An 18,822-nucleotide genomic window follows, 5' to 3' on the forward strand; every position below is an offset into this window, starting at 1 on the left:
TTTGGCAATAAGTTTGATAGAATTATGATATTTTAATCTATTTTTATATTAATTACTTTTATTTAATAAATGTTATGAGCTATAACTAATAACCAAAAATTTGGAATGAAAAAATTATTTACGATAGTCGTTACGTTCTTATTCTTTTTTATATTTATATCAGCGGATTATTCAACGCCCTCTCCTACTCAATTTAAAGACGGGGAATATTTAAAGTACAGGATTCATTATGGTTTTTTAAATGCCGGATATGCTACTTTTACCACAAATGTGGTAACTTTTAATGAGAAAACTCACTATCATGTGGTTGGTAAAGGATATTCTACCGGAGCGGTAAAATTATTTTTTAAAGTGGAAGATCTATATGAAACTTATATAGATAAATCCACTTTGCTTTCTTCTAAATTTATCCGTAAAATTCGCGAAGGTTCTTATGTAAGAGATCAAACGATGGTCATTGATCATACTAATAAAAATATTACTTATACCAATAATAAATCCAATACTTCCAAAACCTATAATTATACGGGAGAAATGCACGATATGTTATCGGCATTTTATTATTTAAGACATATGAATACCGATAATTATACAGCGGGAGATTATATCAGTCTTAATATATTTATGGACGGTGAAACTCTAAATTTTAAACTTAAAATTTTGAATAGAGAAACAGTCTCTTCAAGTTTTGGAAAAGTAAAATGTTTAAAAATCAGACCCTATGTCCTTGCAGGAAGAGTTTTTAAAGAGAAAGAAAGTGTAACTATGTGGGTAACCGATGACTCAAATCATGTTCCAATTCAAATTAAAGCTGAATTAGCCGTTGGATCTTTAAAAGCCGATTTAAGTAGTTATAAAAATTTAGAAACTCCAATTAATTTTAGTAAATAATCAAGTTATCTGACAAAATGATATATTCCTTCTCCTTCTGTCCAACTGCTTCCCGATTTAATTAATTTAATGATTCTATTGGCTAATTTATCGCAATTGGATTGAAGAATGTGTAATTTTTTCGGTATGCCTTCTTTACTTACAGTAAATCCGATAACTATCTCAACTTCATTAGTATCGCATTTTTCTTTTTTAACCGACAGATTTTTATAGATGTAGGTATTGAAATTGTCCATTCCAATAGTGGGCTGAGATTCAAAACTTTTATGTGTAATACCATTAGATTGTGAATCTCTTACTAAAGAATCTCTTAAATAAGTCTGATTTATTTCTCGATCAGTTTTGTTGAGTTTTTTTACCGGTTCAAGAGAGGAATCTCTATTCATTGTTTTCAAAGATAATAACGGTTCCTCAACTTTTTCTTGACTGAGTTCAGCGCTTATATCCCGGTGTGCAATAAATTTATTTTCAAAGGTATCGGTATCTTCTTCGATTGATTCCGGTTCTATATTTCGAATAAATTCTTTAGGACCAATTTTTTGTTTCAATGTATGATTAGATACGATAGTCAAAGGTTTACTTTTATTTTGTGATTTTACTTTGAAAGTATCGGAAAAATCCTTCTTTTCATTGTTTGAACTATTGTTGTATTCATTGATTGCAAAGGGAATATTCGTATTCTTGTCGTTACTTCCTGATTTTTCATAAGCGATTAAATTTCTTTCCTTTCTTTGACCGTTTGTTAATTTATATAGTATACTTATACTGACTAGAAGAACTAATCCGGCAGCTTCGACATAAATTGGAAATATATTCTTTCGAGGATTCGTTTTATCTAAAATTTTTCTTTCGAGCTTTTTAATATCCTTATTTGGGTCTCCTTGAACTTCTTCATAACCCTCTAAAGCTTCTCTTAAAAAGTCATCCTTCATGGATTGCCTTTCAATATCTCTGGCATCTTTACCTCTTTTTCTACCTCCTATATAGTTAAGTAATTTTTTCATTTAAGATTTTTTTCTAAGCAAAGCTTTAAATTTCTTTTACCGTTCTGTATATAACTTTTAACACTTTTCAAGCTGTATTGAGTAGCATCACAAATATCCATATACGATTTATCTTTGAAAAAAAACATTTCAATGGATGTCTTTTGAGGTTGGGGTAGCCTGGATAAACAATCGTCTAACATTTGATATTTTTTATCATCATTATTTTCATCCAATAAGTCCCAAACATCCTCAGATTGCACATTTTCCATAGCATGATCTATATTTATTTCTATACCTTCTCTTCTTAATTGTTGTAAACAATAATTTTTGGAAACTGTATATAACCATGATCTGAAATAATCTATTTTATAATTTAAAATTTTAGGAAGTAAATTTTCAAACAGTTGCATTACTGCATCTTGGGCTTTATGCTCATCTTTTAAATATTTAAGGCAAAGTCCATATTGTAAAGGAATATACCTGCTATATAAAACACCAAAATATTCGATATCTTGAGTTTCCCTATATTTATCTAAAAGCTCTTGGTCTTTGTATGTCTTAAGTTCTAAACGATTTTTCAAAAATCCTCGAATAAATAATATTTAGCGCTAAAATACAAATTAATTAGCCTGATAGAATTTTCAAAATATATAATTTTCAAAATTATTGTAAACAACTGAGAAAAAACTTAGGTTTTTCCGAGCTTTATCATTTGTTTACTAATTATCTTTAGTAAATTGCAGAAAATTTTGACGTAATGAAAAAATTGTCAGTCGTATCTTATTTGTTTATATCTATTTTATTGGGTGGTGGTCTTGTTTCATGCAAAAATGAAGAAAAATCCAAACAATTACCAGATACTTCCATTTCAAAAAAAGATGAAACAAACCGTTCAGGAATATCTTTGAACGCGGAATCTTCTTTACCGAGTAATGATACTCATAAACAAGAAAAAAGTAGTCCTGAAATTATAACCGGAATCTATCAAGATGCGGATAGCCTTTATCATCTTAGATATATTCTTGAAAAAGGTAAAACCTATTCTTTTAATTCCAGAGAAATTAATAAGCAAACAGTAACTTTTAGAGATAAAAGTCAATCTGTTTCGCAAGAATCCATAGATCCAATAAGCTTTACGGTATTAGATATCAAAAATGATATATATACCTTACAAGTATCCATGGGAGGCAAAAAAGTTATTACTAAAGCGGATGGTAAAGTAGTGGTATTTGATACCAACGGTAAAAAACCGGAAAATCCCGATCAAGCAAAATTGTGGAAAATATACAGGGCAATCAGCAATGTTACTTTTACATTAACGATGGATATTTACGGAAATGCTTCCAACATAAAGGGTATGGACGCTATTTATGAAAAAGCAAAATCAACCTTAAAATCCGAATTGAAAGGAAAAGAACTGGATGATTTTATTAATGCTTTTAAATTGGGTCTGAATCCTGAAACTTTTAAAGCTCAATTTGAAGGATCCATTATGAAATTTCCTTCAAAAGGATTAAAAATTGGAGAGAAATGGAATACTCATCCGGAATTGAAAGATCAAGGGTATAATCAGTTAGTAAAAGTGGGTGACAGTTTAACTGAAGTTCGTATTCAGGGAATTTTACCTTCTAAAACAGATTCTAAAGTGGTAGAAGGGATAACTTATAAATTGTCTGTAAAGGGCACTCAAAGTGGAAAAATTATCATAAATAATAAATCAGGTTGGATTTCCAATGCCAATTTTACTATGACTGTTACGGAAACCAAATCAGCCAGTAAAGGTAATGAAACTGAAAAGGTGGTGCAAAAATCTGTAAATAACACGTATATTAATTGATAGGTTACTAATTAATTTATATATTTATCGATGGGAAGATTAATTGAATTTATATTTTTTGCAACAGTTGCTTATTTTGTTTTTAATATTTTAAATAAAATTTTCTCGGGTATTCGTGCAAAAAAGAAATATTCCAGGTCCAAGCCCCATCAATTTAATAACCAAAGAAAAAATTCTTCTCAGAATAAGGGTATTAAATGGGATGCAGAAACAATTGATTACGAAGAAGTAGAAACTAAAGACAATGAAAAAAAATAGTTATTTTTTGCCGGTTGTAGGATGTTTGCTTTTTTTTGTCATCCTCTCCTTTATGTATTTTAGTCCATTATTATCAGGTAAATATATTTCTCAACCTGATATCATCCATTATAAAGGCGGCGCGCATGAATTAGAAGAGTATCGATCTATTCATGGAGAAGACACCTATTGGAGCAATTCCATGTTTGGGGGAATGCCCACCTACCAAATGGGAGCTAATTATCCTTCAGATATAATTAAAAGTATCGATCGTTTATTAAGAACTTTTCCTACTCCCGCAAGTTATTTATTTTTGTTGTTATCCGGTTTTTACTTGTTAGGTATGGTATGGTTAAAAAATTGGAAATATGCTTTGTTGGGAAGTATTATGTTCTCTTTTTCAACCTATTTTTTTATCATAATTGGAGCCGGTCATAATGCTAAAATTCATACGATAGCCTATTTTGCGCCATTTATTGCAGGTGTATATTTACTGTATCAAAAAAAATATGTTACCGGATTTATTCTTACCACTTTATTCTTATCGTTACAAATTGCAGCCAATCATCCACAAATGACGTATTATCTGTTTTTAGCTTTAGGAATTTTTGGTTTGATTGAACTTATTCACAGCTTTAAAACGAAAACATTAAAATCTTTTGGTATTTCTTCTGGCTTTTTTCTTCTGGCCATTTTACTGGCGCTAGGAATGAATTCTACCCGTTTACTATCAACCTATGAATATTCAAAGGAAACCACGCGAGGCAAGTCAGATTTAACTATAAGTAAAAATAACATTTCCTCTAATCAGGGATTAGATACAGATTATATTACTCATTGGAGCTACGGGATTTTAGAGACGGCAAATTTATTTGTTCCTAATTTTATGGGGGGTGGCAACAATGAAAAAGGATTTAAAACCTCTAATCTTGAATCATCTTTACAGGAAAATATTAGATCACAGGAAGAATATACTCAATTTCAACGTGCTTTTAATGGTTCTTATTGGGGAGAGCAACCGGGTACCGTAGGCCCTGCTTATCAAGGTTCTGTAGTAATATTCTTAGCCTTTTTAGCTTTATTTTACTATAAAGGCAAATATAAATGGTGGTTGGTTGCAGCAACCGTTCTAAGTTTCTTTTTAGCTTGGGGTAAAAATTTTGGGATATTTACTGATTTCATGATTCAATATTTCCCATTATATAATAAATTTCGAGCTGTTTCTTCCGCTCTTGTGATTGCTGAATTTACTATTCCTTTATTAGCTTTATTGGGTACGTATTCATATTTTATGGATGAAACTCTTACCCAAGTTTATAAAACTAAAATTTTATATATAAGTTCCGGTTTTATATTGGTTATATTATTACTTCTGTATGTATTAGGATTACATATATTTAGCTTTCATACTACTTTAGAAGGTAATGCTATAAAATCTGAAATACTTGAAGCTATTAGAAAAGATCGTTTTGCCCTTTTCCAATCAGATATTTTACGAACTTTTTTCTTCGTTTTAGTTTGTTCTGTACTTCTTTGGGCTGCTCAAATTAAGTCCTTTAAATCAAGTTATGCAGTTTTAGCTATTGCCGCATTATCTTTAGTTGATTTATGGGGAGTGGATAAACGTTATTTAAATGATGATAATTTTGTGGACAAACAATTTTATAAAAATCCTTTTCCTACTCAAGTAACAGAAAGTCAATTAGAAAAAGCACAAACCGATCCAACCTTGGCTCGTATTGTCAATGCAGCACCTATTAACCATGCATTAGATATAATTAAACAAAACGATCATGCTCATTACAGAGTATTCAATTTGTTGTTAAGTCCTTTTAATGAAACTAATACCTCTTATTTTCATCAATCGATTGGTGGATATCATGGTGCTAAATTAAGGAGATATCAAGATTTAATAGATTTTTATTTATCGGACAGCTTAAATTTACCTATACTTGATATGCTTAATACTAAGTACATCATCACTGCCGATTCTATAATCAGACCTATTCCTAATCCTAATAATAATGGAAATGCTTGGTTTGTAAATGAAATTGTTTTTGCCAACAATGCCGATGAGGAATTATTAGCATTGGGAAAGATTGATAACAAAAGAAAAGCAGTAATAAATTCAAAATATAAAAAAGACCTTACCATAAAATCTTCCTCTGATAGTTTGTCTTCTATAGAATTAAAAGAATATTTACCGAATAATTTAACCTATGTTTCTAATAGTAAAGAGGAAAAATTAGGAGTTTTTTCGGAAATTTATTATCCACATGGTTGGAAGGCTTCAATCGATGGAAAAGAAGTTCCTATTTATAGAGCCGATTATACGTTACGTGCCTTAAAAATACCTGCAGGAAAACATACTATAAATTTTTCCTTTAATCCTCCCGTAATTCAAAAAGGAAAATATATAACTCTGGGCACTTGTCTTCTTTTTGTAATTATAAGCAGTATATTATTGATATATGACTACAAAAAAAGAAGTAAATCCTCTGAGATTTCAAAATCTTTGTAAGACATGTGTAAAAAGGTTTTGATCATTTCCTATTATTGGCCTCCGGCCGGAGGCCCAGGGGTACAAAGATGGTTAAAATTTACAAAATATCTGCCGGAATTCAGTATTGAACCTCATGTTTATATTCCCGAAAATCCCTCCTATCCTATTTTAGACCCAAGCTTGGTTGATGAAATAAATCCTAAAATAAAAATTATCAAAAAACCTATATGGGAACCGTACCGTTTAGCTGAGACACTCACCAAGAAAAATAAAGATTTTAAAGCCGGTCAATTTGAAACCGCTAAAAAACAAGGCATTTTATCCAGGGTTTCCGTATTCATAAGAGGAAATTTTTTTATTCCCGATGCTCGTATGTTTTGGATTAAACCTTCTATTAAGTTTCTTGAAAAATATATGGATGAATACAATATAGATACTTTAGTAACAACCGGGCCTCCTCATAGTATGCATTTAATAGGATTAGGATTAAAGCAAATAAAAAAAGACAAAATCAAATGGATCGCCGATTTTAGAGATCCTTGGACTCAAATTTCCTACTACTCTCAACTAAAACTAACTCAAAGATCAGATCTAAAACATAAGAAAATGGAAAAAGAAGTTTTTCAAAATGCCGATCTGATTCTTTCAACCAGTTATACAGATAAAGAAAATTTTAAAAAATTAGGAGCTAAAAATGTTGAATGTATTACTAATGGTTTTGATTCAGAAGTAAATAGAGCAGATGAACCAACTTCTGTATTCACCATTTCGTATGTTGGAATGCTCGAGACGCTACGAAATCCCACTAATTTATGGAAAGTATTAATGGAATTAATTTTAGAGAATCCAGCATTTGCCTCTCAATTCCGTTTAAAATTTGTGGGAAAAATTTCTGATTCGATTATAGAAGAGTTAAATAATTCGGCTTTAAAAAATAATTGGATCAATATAGGATATTTACCTCATGTTGAATCGATTAATGAAATGAATAATTCTAATTTATTGCTATTAACCAATTTTAATAATGTAAATTCCAAAGGTATCATTCCGGGTAAATTATTTGAATATTTAGCAACTGGTAAAACCATTTTATCTATAGGACCACAAAATGCTGATGTTGAAAAAATATTAATTGAAACTGAATCCGGTAAACATTTTACTTATAACGATAACGATCATCTAAAACAATTCATTTTAACTGAGTTTAAAAATTGGAAAAGCAATACTGCGCATGTCCCATCATCAAAAATTTCCAATTTTCACAGAAAATTTCTGACTGAAAAATTAATTAAATATTTATAGAAAATTAATAAACACATTTTCTTAGTTTTAAATAGTTATAATACTCGTATATCAAAATTTTACCATATATAATTTTAAGTAATAAGACTAATTCATTTAGGTTGTTATTATTATGTTTTTTTATAGATATTCATCATATTATTCACATTTTGCTTATGATTTGTCAATTTTAATTAATAATGGCATTATATATTTATTTTTTTTTAATTATTTTGATTAATTGAATATTTTTAAAAATAACATTTTTAATGTCATACATAATAAAATATAACATGTTTATAAATTAAAATAATCTAATTAATATCATAATTTAATAATAAATATAAATTATTAATTTCTAAATAAAAATTAATATTTATCGCATTTTTATTCATATTTATATATTTGAAAAAAAATAATTATGAAAATAAAAATACTGCCTACCTTATTATTAATTTTAATTCCTTTATTTACTTCTGCACAAATCAAAAGTTTGATATTATTCCCATTATTATATGCTAAACAAATTAGACAAGATAAAATTGAAAAATCTAAAAATGAAAAACGTTTAAAAAAGGAAAAACAATTTATAGATAGTGTTTGGAATGCCCATGAAATCAAAAAGCAAATATTGAAAAAAAAGCAAGATAGCATTTATAAAATTAAAGATAGTATTCAAAAAATAAAATTCATGGAAGAACAGAAATTAAAAAAAGAAAAAGATAGTTTATTAAAAATTCAATTAAATAAAAATGAACCTACTCCTAAATTATATGATACATTTCGACAATCTTTATATGGTATGTCAAATAATAGATTTTTTACCTTATTTAGAGGAATAGACTATAATTTTATTAATTTTAAATTCAGCTTTTTTTTGCAAGAGGATTATATGAATTTAACCCCCACAAATGATTACATAGTTAAAGAAAAATATATAAGTCAAAAATATATACCTGTTGTTTCTTCTAAAAACGAATATTTAAAAGTTAAATTTAATCTTATACCTCATACCGATATAATAGGTTATTTTGCAAGCGAATACGGGGATGAGGAAGAAAAAGTATATTTAGTTGATAGTGTTGAGATTACTGGAACAACTCAATTAATTATTAAATTATTTACCGTTTATTGGAATAAAAAAATTACAATAGGTGGAACTAGAAAAGGTGAAATAGCGCATATACAATATTTGAATGATTACGTCTCATTATTTAGAATAGATCATAATACTTGTAAAATTACTATAACTAAAGGAAATATCACCGCTAATTATAATGAAATATATGGAATAAATCCTAAAAAACAGTAAACTTTGAAATATATTAAGATAGTATTCATTTATTATTATCAAGATTAAATATGATTATGTTGATTAGCTATGCTTGATAGGATATAACTTTTTTATATTTTAAAATGTAAATCATTTATTTGTCTTTTTTTATCCTAAAATTAATTATCTAAAACATTTTCGATATTACATAAGCAACAATGTTTTAAAGTTATAATTTAAAATATATCAGCTTAATATTTTTTAAAAAAAATATTAAGCTAATATAACTTAAATAAGTTAATATAAATTAATAAAATATTTATATTCTAACTTTTAAAGAACAAATAGTATGTAAATAGATTGTAAAAAATTTAAAAAATGCTTTATTCTAATATAAAATATAATTAAAATTTGGTTAAAATAGTATTGCAAAAAATATATTAATTAAATATTATAACAAAATGTTTAAAAACTAAATAACATAACAAAATTTTATTAAAAGAACTTATATAAAATACTTCAATTATTTTATCTAAATGAAATATTTTATATTAAATAACTATTATGATTTTTTTTTATATTAAAATTTTTTTTTTAGTGAAATTAAAAAATATTTTAATATAGCTTTAATTCGGATTTTATTACCATTTTCTTTCGCAATTTTATATATATTTATCATTTTTTTTCTCCTTCCAAAACGATATGACAATATAATATCATGATATAAATCTATTTTAAACGAATTCTTATCTACGCTTTCTAAATATTTATTTATACGGACTTTAGCTAAAAAATTATGATCAAAATCATCTTCAGAGATCATTTTAAAACATAAACTATCTTTTCTGTAAGTAATACAATAAATTGGAAAATCACTTACATAATATTTTCTTGATAATTCTCCAGCTTTAATTACAAATATAGCATCTTCACCTATTTTCTCTTCTTCAAAAAATAAATTATTTTTTTCAATAAAACTTCGATTAAACATTTTAGCCCAAGCTTCCCAATTTTTATATACTAATTCATTCTTTGCTTCTACCTCATTTTTGATAAGTTTTTTATAATATTTTTTACGAGTGGAAAGCAAATATTTATTTCTAAAAGCTTTATTCAATGTATCACTATAGACACTAGTAGCTAAAAAATATATTAAATCATTATCAGTATCAACATATTTATCTGTTTCGGTTAAAAAATTTGTATTAAAAAAATCATCTGCATCAGCAAATAATATCCATTTTCCTTTGGCTTTGGATAAACCTATATTTCTAGCATAACCAGCTCCTTTATTTTCTTTAGTTAAATAAATTTCAATATTCTCTTTATCGTATCCAGGAAATTTATCAAAGTTAACAATTGTAGGATCACTATTATCATCAACTATAATAGTTTGAATATCATTCCTAAATGGTATAGAATCTAAACATCTTTTTAGTAAATGAGGTATATTTTTATGTGGAATTATGATTGAATAAGTGAACATGTTATTAGCTAAAAATTTTCTTCAAATATATTTTAATTCTTTTCAGATAAGAAATTTTTCTTATACTTTTTTCTAATTCTATTTTAATATATTCTGGAACATTATTTTTAGGAGTAGAAATATAAATCTTTCTTAAAATTTTATTTCGGTATAAAATTGTATCTTTCATAAAATAATTTAAACCCTCTTTTTCACAAAAATTAATGCGATCTTCTAAGGCCTCTAAAAATGCTATTTCTTTTTTAAATGAAAATTCTTTATATAATCTATTGGTTGTGCTATTTTCTCTTTTATAATAATAATATAATATTGTATCTATTTCGCAAATTTTTTCAGCATTATACATACACTTATACCATATATATTCATCCTCACAAATTTTTACATCTTCTGGCATTCTTAAATTATCGAATAAACATTTTTTATATAGTTTATTCCACAATACCACATAACGAACAGTATCTTTAGTATATTTAAATTCAGTAATAAAAATACTCCCATTATATACTTTTTTATATGTATTTATTAAATCGGAACTTTTAATTTGTATTGTATTAGAAAAACTTTGGAAATTACATATGCAAATATCGCTATCTGTTTCAATTAACTGATTAAGTAATATTTCAAAAAAATTTAAAGAGATAAAATCATCAGGATCAATAAAACTAATATATTCTCCTTTTGCTTTGTCTAATCCTTTATTTCTTGCATGTGAGGGACCTTTATTTTCCTGATGAATAACAACAATTCTGGAATCATTTTTTGCATATTCATCACAAATAAATCCGCTAGAATCTGTAGATCCATCATTAATTAATAGTATTTCCAAATCTGAATACGTTTGATTTATTACAGAATCTAAACATCTACTTAAATATTTTTCTACGTTATAGATGGGAATTATAACTGATATCATTTCTTAGCCGGATTTATATTAAAAAATAATTGTAATTGATTTTCAAATTCTAATTCTTCATTTAGAACTTCGTTTCTGTACTCATTAAATTCCAAAATTGCTTGCTCATAATTGGTTATAGAATATTCTATTTTATCAATAATTTTTGAAAGTTCATTTTTTGTATATTTAAACTTATATCCAATTGAAATATTCAAATCTTGTTGATATTTTGAAGATCCACCCATACCTGAAATAATAATACATTTCATTACAGATGATTCTCTTAACATTTTGTCTCTTCCGGGATTGTATCCAAAATCTATATATACTTTTGCTTTTTTCATGGTTTCAACCACTTGATCGGGTGTCATATTCTTTATGGCTATCCATGTATACTTCGAGCTTTTCTTTTGTATGGATTTTAAATCTTTATTATTTTTTTTAGGATTATAGATTATTATATTTTCTTTATTTACTAAATTTTTAATTCGATTACTTTCTGCTAAAAAAAGTGGATTAACATAATCACATACAAAAGATATCTTATTTTCTGGTATATGGTTTTCGACAAGATATATATAGGATCGGTAAGATTGCGCCCAATGATACACATCTGGAAGATTTTCCAAATGGTACTCCTGCTCTTCTAATTGACCTTTAAAATATTTTGAAATATAAAATTTTAATCCTCTGTGCCTATTCTTCATACAAATTGAATAGAAATCAACACTCAACCACCAAATAATCTTCTTACTTTTTTTAAACTTAAAAATATAATTAGTAAGAGATTCTGGAATGATAATAATATTATTAGGATGATCATCAATAGTTTCAATCTCTGATGTATCGTAGATATTATAAACTTGCGGTTTGGGATTTTCATTAGACTTTTTATGTATATAATACATTTTAGCATCTAATTTAAAAACAGTTCTTAATTTATGGCTTAATTGATGTAATGCTTCAGGCCCTCCGGTTGAGATATTTGCAGGACAAATTATATATATTCTTGTAGAATAATTTATTCTCATAATTTTTTAGTTTTGCAAATTTAATCATTAATTATTTTTAATTAAATTTAGTGATGTCTTTTTACTTCTAATTATATGATTAATAACTTTTATGATAAACCCAATTAAAATCTTTAAGGAATATTTTTCAATTATTAATTATGCAAAACAACAAAAAAAAGATTTAAATATTTATCCTTATAAAATTCTCTTATCATATAGGATTATAGATCATCTTTTTGTTTCTGTAGAACAATTAGCTTGTCAGATTTTATGGATACAAAATAAATTGTCTAATGTAGTAGTTAAACCCAAACAGGAATTTTCTTTTTGGAAAATTTTAGGAAATCCAGCTCACATTTCAGAAAATTCTGACTCAATCTTACTATACGAGATATACAGCAGTATTATTTACCATCTAGCACTAGTAAGTGGATTAGCAATACTTGAGAGACATCCTTCATCTGTAGATCATTTCACTAAAGAACAAAGAATATACCCATTAGGTGCTGAAGCATTGGTTTTATACGAATCAAAAGATTTAAAAATTAAAAACAATTATGATTTTCCTTTAAAATTTAATTTTGAAATAAAAAATCAAATCTTAAATGGATCTATTTTAAGTACAGAAAAAATAATACGTAATGAAGTAGTTTTTACCTGTAGAGATTTTAAAAAATTCAAAGAAGTTTTAACACGAATTAACCGTAGAACAACAGACGTTTCTGTTTACAAAATGAAAATATAAAAAAAGCTTCATGTATTTTAACACGAAGCTATTATAATATTTTTTTAATCAAATTTTACTGATTATATCTTTCAAAAACCAAAATTTCTTGACCATCATTATAAAATGATAAAATAGAATCTTCTTCTCTTATTTCATCAATACTTTGCATAGCATTTAGAAATTGTGATTCATCAAAATCACAAGACAATTCAGTAGAAGTTAATCTTGAAATGTTAAAAATAGTATTCTCCCAAGTATAATAGGCAGTAAATTTATTACAACCTGTTGTTCCGTAAATTTGTTTCCAAGGTTCATCAAATCTCATCAAGGGAACATTCTCATATAAATCTTCAACATTTTGAGAATTCAATCTTACTAATCTCCATTTCACAACATTTTCATCGCCTAAATAGACTAAAATTTTATCTAATTTACCTTTAGGTTTTCTAATATTTAATGTTTCTTTAACTTCAATTATTTTATCTTCATTACCATTCTCAATTATTTCTAAACTATCTATTACATCTTCGTGTTGATTAATCTCAACTTCATCACTATAAACTATAGCTTTTTTTGATGTTCCACAACTTGTAATAAGAAATAATGGAAATAACCCTAAGAAGATCAAATGAAAATTCAATAAACTTTTTTTCATAATATTTAAGTATGTATTATACGATTAATTAACTTTTTGAGCAAAATAAATATTAGGTAAAGATATAAAAAACCTGCAATAACAACTATTTTTTTAGATTTTTTTTTAACTAATATAAATTTTCCCTATACGTCGTATAACGTTTATTATTACTAATTTATTATCTTAAAGTAAATTAAACCCATATATTTAAAAATTATATTTTAATATAAACTTAATATTAAACTATTATATAAATGCATATTTAATACATTTGTAATATTCAAGATTACAATACAGACTAAATGTAAATAAATTATTCTTTATGCATCTAACCGGACAACTAACCAAAATGATAACCGAATATAATTCTCCTATTCAATATTATCTAAATTTTAATGATGAAATTATTATTATAAATCAACTATTAGATAAAAAAATAAAAATTCGATTTGACCATTATAAATGTCTGGGATGTGGTTTAGATAAAGTAATCTTTGCCATGGGATATTGTAAGGAATGTTATTTTACGTCTCCCTATGCAGGAGATTGGATCCTAAGGCCCGAGTTATCAAAAGCCCATTTAGGAAAGGAAGACAGAGATTTAAGTGTTGAATCTCAAGCTCAACTTCAGCCTCATATAGTTTACTTAGCTATTTCCGGAGGAGTTAAGGTAGGTGTCACTAGAAAATCACAATTACCTTATCGATGGATCGATCAAGGTGCCGAGTATGCCATAAAATTAGCAGAAACTGAAAATAGATATGAAGCAGGAGTCATTGAATCCATTCTTAAAAAGCACGTTTCAGATAAAACCAATTATAGGAAAATGTTGAGAGAATCAGTTCCCTATATAGATTTATCAATTGTGAAAAATGAGCTTAAAACATTTATACCCGATCAATTAGAAAATTATATTTTAGAGGATAACGAAATTTTTAATTTTCAATATCCTGTGATCTCATACCCACATAAAGTAAATTCGGTAAACCTTAAAAAGGTTTTTGAATTTGAAGGAATTCTAAAAGGTGTTAAAGGTCAATATTTGCTTTTAGATAATAATATGGTGTTTAATGTTAGAAATCATGAGGGATTTGTAGTCGATTTAATCCTTTGAGTTAACTAAAGATAATTCATTATCTATCAGCCTGTTATTATATTGTTGAATATACGATTTTATTTTAAATTCAAAGTTTTCTTTAGGATAATTTGAAATTGAATGTTGTAATAAACTGTCTTTTGTATAATCATATACACGTAAAATCTTTTCACCATCAAAAGCCACAAAATACTGATTGATTAAAAATCTATAAATACCCTCATTAAAATTGGCAACAACTCGATCTTCACTTTCAACGGGATTGCCAAATGAAAAAATTTGTCCTTTATAATTCAGATAACTCAAAACTTCAGGATAAATATCAATTTGACCCACTAATTTATTTTCTTTTCCCTTTAATTTAGAATTAGAAGGGTCAAATAGTAATATGGGTATTGAATAATTACCAATTTCTGTTGAAAAGTATTCAGGTTTAGCCCCTCCTCTACTTGTATGATCGGGAGTTATAACAAAGACCGTGTTAGTATACCATTCTTGTTTTTTAGCATTCTCAAAAAATTTTCTTAAAGCAAAATCGGAATAAGCGATACTTTCGTGTATATCTCTGTTTCCTTTAGGAAATTTATTTTTATATTGTTCAGGAATGGTATAAGGAGAATGTGATGAAATGGTGAAAATAGTTGAAAAGAAAGGTTGTTTAAATGTATTAAATTTTTTTAATGCAAACTGTAAAAATTCTTCATCAAAAATCCCCCATACTCCATCATATCCACCTTTTTCCGTGTATTCATTTTTACCATAATAATGATCATAGCCGGAAATAAGGGCGAATTCATTAAAATTTTGACTTCCATTAAATGCACCGTGAAAAAAAGAAGTACTATATCCTTCTTTTTTTAAAACAGCATTAAAACCATCAATTTGATTAAAGGAATATGGTGAAGATATATAAGAAACTTCCATAAGACAAGGTATAGATGTAATTATTGAAGGTACAGCATCTATAGATTTTAATCCGTTAGCAAAAGCATTGGTATAATACCTGCCCTCTGTAAATAAAGAATCTAAAAACGGAGTTAATTTCCTTCCTTCGAATTGTTGATTAATATTTTCTTTTCCAAAACTTTCCAAAATAAGAATTACTAAATTCTTTTTATTAAAAATTCCATAAGAATTGATATCTATAATTGGTTGATAAAAAGTTTTTAATTGTAGAGGGGTAAAATAATTCTTCTTTTTTAAATTATCTTTTTTATTTAAAGTTTTAAAAATTGTAAAAGTTGTGTTTAATACCACTGCGGTATTTTGGGGATAATCGGTATAATTGATAGCATCAACCGTTTTAATTGGAGCTCTTTGGATTCCTCCTCTTCCTAATAATATAATTAAGCCGATAAATAATAAAAAAACTAATGAGCTTACGAAAATACCTTTCCATCCGTTTTCTTTTTCTTGTCTATATGAAATTTCAGGAATAAATTTCCAAAAACAAAACATAGCCAATAAATATCCTAAAAGCATATACCAATATTGAGTTAGGAATACAGGAATTAGTCTGAGTATGTCTCCTTCCATACCGGAAGCAGTAATCAATGAATAGGTACTTCTTTTATTAGTATATATATAATATTTTATATCAATGAAATTTAAACCTATAAAAAAGGCATTGATTAAAAAAAATAGTATTTTTAAACTTTTTTGATAAATAAGTTTATATTTGAAGTTTCCCGGAATCGTACATAATACAATTATTAATATATTACTTAAAAAAATTGCCGCTAGATCAAATCGTAAGCCTCCTAAAAATTCCGATAATCCTATATTTTCAAAACAATGTAAATTGAATAGATAGAATATTGTTCTACAAAGCTGATAACAAAAAATTAAGAATAATAATCTAAGCAATAGCAATTTTATACTTAATTTATAATTCATAATAAGAATTGAATAGTTAGTAATTCAAAACTATACAATTTTTCATCAATTTAATCAATGAAATTTGGTTTTTTTAATAATTTAATAGTGTATCTTAGTACAACCTAAAAAATTTAATCTCATTCCATATTTTTTTCCTAGTTTTGTCTTTCTAATTATTAATTATGGCTGAATATAAACTTATATTACCTCCTATGGGAGAAGGTATAATGGAAGCTACTATTACCGGATGGGCAAAAAATGAAGGAGATTATGTAGAAGAAGACGAAACTATTGTTGAAATTGCGACAGATAAGGTCGATTCAGATGTTCCTTCCTCCATTTCGGGAAAACTACTAAAAAAGCTTAAAGAAGTAAATGACATTTGCAAAATTGGAGAAGCTTTTGCTATATTAGAAATTGAAGATATTGATGAAAAATCATCTGCTGTTTCTAAAACCGAAATATCTTTAAATCAGGATGATACTCTAACAATCAATACATCTATAAATGTACCTAATATAACAGCTGAATTAGAAAAACCTTTGGTTTCTAACTCTGAACTACATAATAGTAATGCTTCTAAAAGTACGTATTATTCACCCTTAATTAGATCTATTTGTAAAAAAGAAAATATTTCTCAATCGGAATTAGATTTACTACAAGGTACGGGATTAAACGGTAGAATTACAAAAGAAGATATCCTTTCCTATTTAAAAAGTAGAAATCTTTCCGCTACCATAAAAGTATCACCTATACTGGAACCGGTTCATAATAGCCCTAAAGTATCAGAAAATACATCTGAAACCTCTATATTAAATTCTTCTCCTTCCATATCGGATGGTGACGAAATCATAGAAATGGACCGTATGCGTAAGCTTATTTCTAAAAATATGCTGCAAAGCAGACAAATTTCAGCCCATGTTACTTCATTTGTTGAAGCAGATGTTACCAATATAGTGCTTTGGAGAAATAAAAATAAAGATTCTTTCTTCAAAAATGAAGGAGTTAAGCTCACTTTTATGCCTATGTTTATTCAGGCAATTGTTAAAGCAATAAAAGATTTTCCTATGATTAATATCTCCGTAGATGGGGATAGAATTATAAAAAGGAAAAATATTAATATAGGTATAGCAACAGCTGTTCCCAATGGCAATTTAATAGTCCCTGTTATAAAAAATGCTGATCAGTTGAGTTTATCCGGACTTGCAAGATCAATAAATGATTTAGCAAATCGTGCAAGAAATAATCAGCTAAAACCGGAAGATACCAATAATGGAACGTATACTTTGAGTAATATTGGAAGTTTTGGAAACCTTGCAGGAACGCCGATCATCAACCAACCTCAAGTTGCTATAATGGCTGTTGGATCGATTGTTAAAAAACCGGCAGTTATTGAAACTCCTCAAGGAGACATGATAGGTATACGCCATATGATGATTATCTCACATACCTATGATCACAGGGTCATAGATGGAGCTTTAGGAGGTGCTTTTGCTAAGAGGGTTTCTGATTATTTGGAAAAATTTGATCCTAATACAAAATTTTAAAGTTGAAATATATTTAATAAATTGATTGTTTCCTGTGAACATCCATTCAATACAATATTATATACTGCTAATTATATTTAGTTGCCTTTTGAACAGTTGCGATAAGAAACAAACGATTAAAGCTTCTAACCAAACTGATTCTTTATCAGTATCTTCTTCAATTAGGGATACTTTACCTAAGAAATTTATCGGAACTTATCAAGGAAGTATTTCATGTGATGATTGTGAATTTGTGGTTCTTACTTTAGATCAAAATTATTCGTATATGTTAAAAATTCAGCTTTTTAATGACGAAGATTCTAAAGGATCAATTATCTATGAACAAGGTAATTTCAATTGGGATAGAAAAAATTCAACGATAGCTTTAGATAAATTTGGTTTTAAATTTAAAGCTTTTGAGAAAAAACTGTACTATCTTGACAATACAGGTCAATACGATACCGAAGAATATTTAATTAAACAATAATCTATATAAATAATCAAGTAAGTTTAATATAACTTGATTATTTCATTCTCAGTAAATTTTGTCGAT

General features: G+C 27.0%; 17 protein-coding genes. 10 read left to right on the forward strand and 7 right to left on the reverse strand.

Translation table 11 applies throughout. The features are described from left to right. Positions 1-105: 105 nt before the first annotated feature. Positions 106-891, forward strand: coding sequence for a DUF3108 domain-containing protein (locus GFV01_RS05090; RefSeq protein ID WP_160565337.1), 786 nt, complete (start codon positions 106-108; stop codon positions 889-891). Between the two features lie 5 nt (positions 892-896). On the opposite strand, the gene GFV01_RS05095 is transcribed toward GFV01_RS05090, so the two are convergent. Then, positions 897-1,895: a hypothetical protein gene (locus GFV01_RS05095; protein ID WP_160565339.1), complete on the reverse strand. Its 999-nt coding sequence runs from the start codon at positions 1,893-1,895 to the stop codon at positions 897-899. Continuing rightward, a complete protein-coding gene (locus GFV01_RS05100; protein WP_160565341.1) occupies positions 1,892-2,458 on the reverse strand; it encodes an RNA polymerase sigma factor in 567 nt (188 codons plus the stop codon). The genes GFV01_RS05095 and GFV01_RS05100 overlap by 4 nt, the downstream gene beginning before the upstream one ends. A gap of 176 nt (positions 2,459-2,634) precedes the next feature. Between GFV01_RS05100 and GFV01_RS05105 the strand changes: the two genes are divergently transcribed. From GFV01_RS05105 to GFV01_RS05125, 5 genes are all read left to right on the forward strand, one after another. Next, on the forward strand, positions 2,635-3,714 hold the full coding sequence (locus tag GFV01_RS05105) for a DUF6263 family protein (RefSeq protein WP_160565343.1): 1,080 nt from the start codon (positions 2,635-2,637) through the stop codon (positions 3,712-3,714). 30 nt (positions 3,715-3,744) lie between these two features. Next, complete coding sequence (locus tag GFV01_RS05110) at positions 3,745-3,972, forward strand: hypothetical protein (protein WP_160565345.1); 228 nt, start codon at positions 3,745-3,747, stop codon at positions 3,970-3,972. Further along, the gene (locus GFV01_RS05115; RefSeq protein WP_160565347.1) at positions 3,959-6,472 is read left to right on the forward strand and encodes a YfhO family protein; all 2,514 of its coding nucleotides are present in this window, start codon (positions 3,959-3,961) and stop codon (positions 6,470-6,472) included. Before GFV01_RS05110 ends, GFV01_RS05115 begins: the two co-directional genes overlap by 14 nt. 3 nt (positions 6,473-6,475) lie before the next feature. Further along, entirely contained in the window at positions 6,476-7,756 is a 1,281-nt protein-coding gene (locus GFV01_RS05120) for a glycosyltransferase family 4 protein (RefSeq protein ID WP_160565349.1), read from the forward strand. A gap of 400 nt (positions 7,757-8,156) precedes the next feature. After that, the gene (locus tag GFV01_RS05125; protein WP_160565351.1) at positions 8,157-9,047 is read left to right on the forward strand and encodes a hypothetical protein; all 891 of its coding nucleotides are present in this window, start codon (positions 8,157-8,159) and stop codon (positions 9,045-9,047) included. A 541-nt stretch (positions 9,048-9,588) separates the two neighbouring features. On the opposite strand, the gene GFV01_RS05130 is transcribed toward GFV01_RS05125, so the two are convergent. From GFV01_RS05130 to GFV01_RS05140, 3 genes are read right to left on the reverse strand one after another with little or no spacing between them, the layout of a single operon-like run. Continuing rightward, positions 9,589-10,494, reverse strand: a complete 906-nt coding sequence (locus tag GFV01_RS05130; RefSeq protein ID WP_160565353.1) for a glycosyltransferase family 2 protein — start codon at positions 10,492-10,494, stop codon at positions 9,589-9,591. A gap of 4 nt (positions 10,495-10,498) precedes the next feature. Then, positions 10,499-11,410, reverse strand: a complete 912-nt coding sequence (locus tag GFV01_RS05135; RefSeq protein WP_160565355.1) for a glycosyltransferase — start codon at positions 11,408-11,410, stop codon at positions 10,499-10,501. Further along, positions 11,407-12,423, reverse strand: coding sequence for a hypothetical protein (locus GFV01_RS05140; protein WP_160556538.1), 1,017 nt, complete (start codon positions 12,421-12,423; stop codon positions 11,407-11,409). The genes GFV01_RS05135 and GFV01_RS05140 overlap by 4 nt, the downstream gene beginning before the upstream one ends. A 91-nt stretch (positions 12,424-12,514) precedes the next feature. On the opposite strand from GFV01_RS05140, the gene GFV01_RS05145 reads away from it, so the two are divergent. Continuing rightward, positions 12,515-13,150, forward strand: a complete 636-nt coding sequence (locus GFV01_RS05145; protein ID WP_160565357.1) for a VanW family protein — start codon at positions 12,515-12,517, stop codon at positions 13,148-13,150. Between the two features lie 55 nt (positions 13,151-13,205). Here the strand turns inward: GFV01_RS05145 and GFV01_RS05150 are convergent, their stop codons facing one another. Beyond that, complete coding sequence (locus GFV01_RS05150; protein WP_160565359.1) at positions 13,206-13,787, reverse strand: META domain-containing protein; 582 nt, start codon at positions 13,785-13,787, stop codon at positions 13,206-13,208. Between the two features lie 304 nt (positions 13,788-14,091). On the opposite strand from GFV01_RS05150, the gene GFV01_RS05155 reads away from it, so the two are divergent. Then, positions 14,092-14,883 carry a DUF2797 domain-containing protein gene (locus GFV01_RS05155; protein WP_160565361.1) on the forward strand — a complete coding sequence of 264 codons (792 nt, stop codon included), beginning with the start codon at positions 14,092-14,094 and terminating at the stop codon, positions 14,881-14,883. On the opposite strand, the gene GFV01_RS05160 is transcribed toward GFV01_RS05155, so the two are convergent. After that, positions 14,872-16,401, reverse strand: a complete 1,530-nt coding sequence (locus tag GFV01_RS05160; RefSeq protein WP_221411115.1) for an LTA synthase family protein — start codon at positions 16,399-16,401, stop codon at positions 14,872-14,874. The two genes, GFV01_RS05155 and GFV01_RS05160, sit on opposite strands and share 12 nt — an antisense overlap. A gap of 524 nt (positions 16,402-16,925) precedes the next feature. Here GFV01_RS05160 and GFV01_RS05165 point away from each other — a divergent pair. Continuing rightward, a complete protein-coding gene (locus GFV01_RS05165) occupies positions 16,926-18,290 on the forward strand; it encodes a dihydrolipoamide acetyltransferase family protein (RefSeq protein WP_160565365.1) in 1,365 nt (454 codons plus the stop codon). An 88-nt stretch (positions 18,291-18,378) separates the two neighbouring features. Further along, complete coding sequence (locus GFV01_RS05170) at positions 18,379-18,756, forward strand: copper resistance protein NlpE N-terminal domain-containing protein (protein WP_160565367.1); 378 nt, start codon at positions 18,379-18,381, stop codon at positions 18,754-18,756. The last annotated feature ends 66 nt before the right edge of the window (positions 18,757-18,822 follow it).

This window comes from Apibacter sp. B2912 (genome assembly GCF_009827835.1).
In the GTDB taxonomy this organism is placed as follows: domain Bacteria; phylum Bacteroidota; class Bacteroidia; order Flavobacteriales; family Weeksellaceae; genus Apibacter.

What these genes read in the sequence shown, in the direction of transcription:
- GFV01_RS05090 (WP_160565337.1), top strand. Translation starts at nt 106, where the DNA reads ATGAAAAAATTATTTACGATAGTCGTTACGTTCTTATTCTTTTTTATA.
- GFV01_RS05095 (WP_160565339.1), bottom strand. Translation starts at nt 1,895, where the DNA reads ATGAAAAAATTACTTAACTATATAGGAGGTAGAAAAAGAGGTAAAGAT.
- GFV01_RS05105 (WP_160565343.1), top strand. Translation starts at nt 2,635, where the DNA reads ATGAAAAAATTGTCAGTCGTATCTTATTTGTTTATATCTATTTTATTG.
- GFV01_RS05110 (WP_160565345.1), top strand. Translation starts at nt 3,745, where the DNA reads ATGGGAAGATTAATTGAATTTATATTTTTTGCAACAGTTGCTTATTTT.
- GFV01_RS05115 (WP_160565347.1), top strand. Translation starts at nt 3,959, where the DNA reads ATGAAAAAAAATAGTTATTTTTTGCCGGTTGTAGGATGTTTGCTTTTT.
- GFV01_RS05120 (WP_160565349.1), top strand. Translation starts at nt 6,476, where the DNA reads ATGTGTAAAAAGGTTTTGATCATTTCCTATTATTGGCCTCCGGCCGGA.
- GFV01_RS05125 (WP_160565351.1), top strand. Translation starts at nt 8,157, where the DNA reads ATGAAAATAAAAATACTGCCTACCTTATTATTAATTTTAATTCCTTTA.
- GFV01_RS05130 (WP_160565353.1), bottom strand. Translation starts at nt 10,494, where the DNA reads ATGTTCACTTATTCAATCATAATTCCACATAAAAATATACCTCATTTA.
- GFV01_RS05135 (WP_160565355.1), bottom strand. Translation starts at nt 11,410, where the DNA reads ATGATATCAGTTATAATTCCCATCTATAACGTAGAAAAATATTTAAGT.
- GFV01_RS05140 (WP_160556538.1), bottom strand. Translation starts at nt 12,423, where the DNA reads ATGAGAATAAATTATTCTACAAGAATATATATAATTTGTCCTGCAAAT.
- GFV01_RS05145 (WP_160565357.1), top strand. Translation starts at nt 12,515, where the DNA reads ATGATAAACCCAATTAAAATCTTTAAGGAATATTTTTCAATTATTAAT.
- GFV01_RS05150 (WP_160565359.1), bottom strand. Translation starts at nt 13,787, where the DNA reads ATGAAAAAAAGTTTATTGAATTTTCATTTGATCTTCTTAGGGTTATTT.
- GFV01_RS05155 (WP_160565361.1), top strand. Translation starts at nt 14,092, where the DNA reads ATGCATCTAACCGGACAACTAACCAAAATGATAACCGAATATAATTCT.
- GFV01_RS05160 (WP_221411115.1), bottom strand. Translation starts at nt 16,401, where the DNA reads ATGGAAGGAGACATACTCAGACTAATTCCTGTATTCCTAACTCAATAT.
- GFV01_RS05165 (WP_160565365.1), top strand. Translation starts at nt 16,926, where the DNA reads ATGGCTGAATATAAACTTATATTACCTCCTATGGGAGAAGGTATAATG.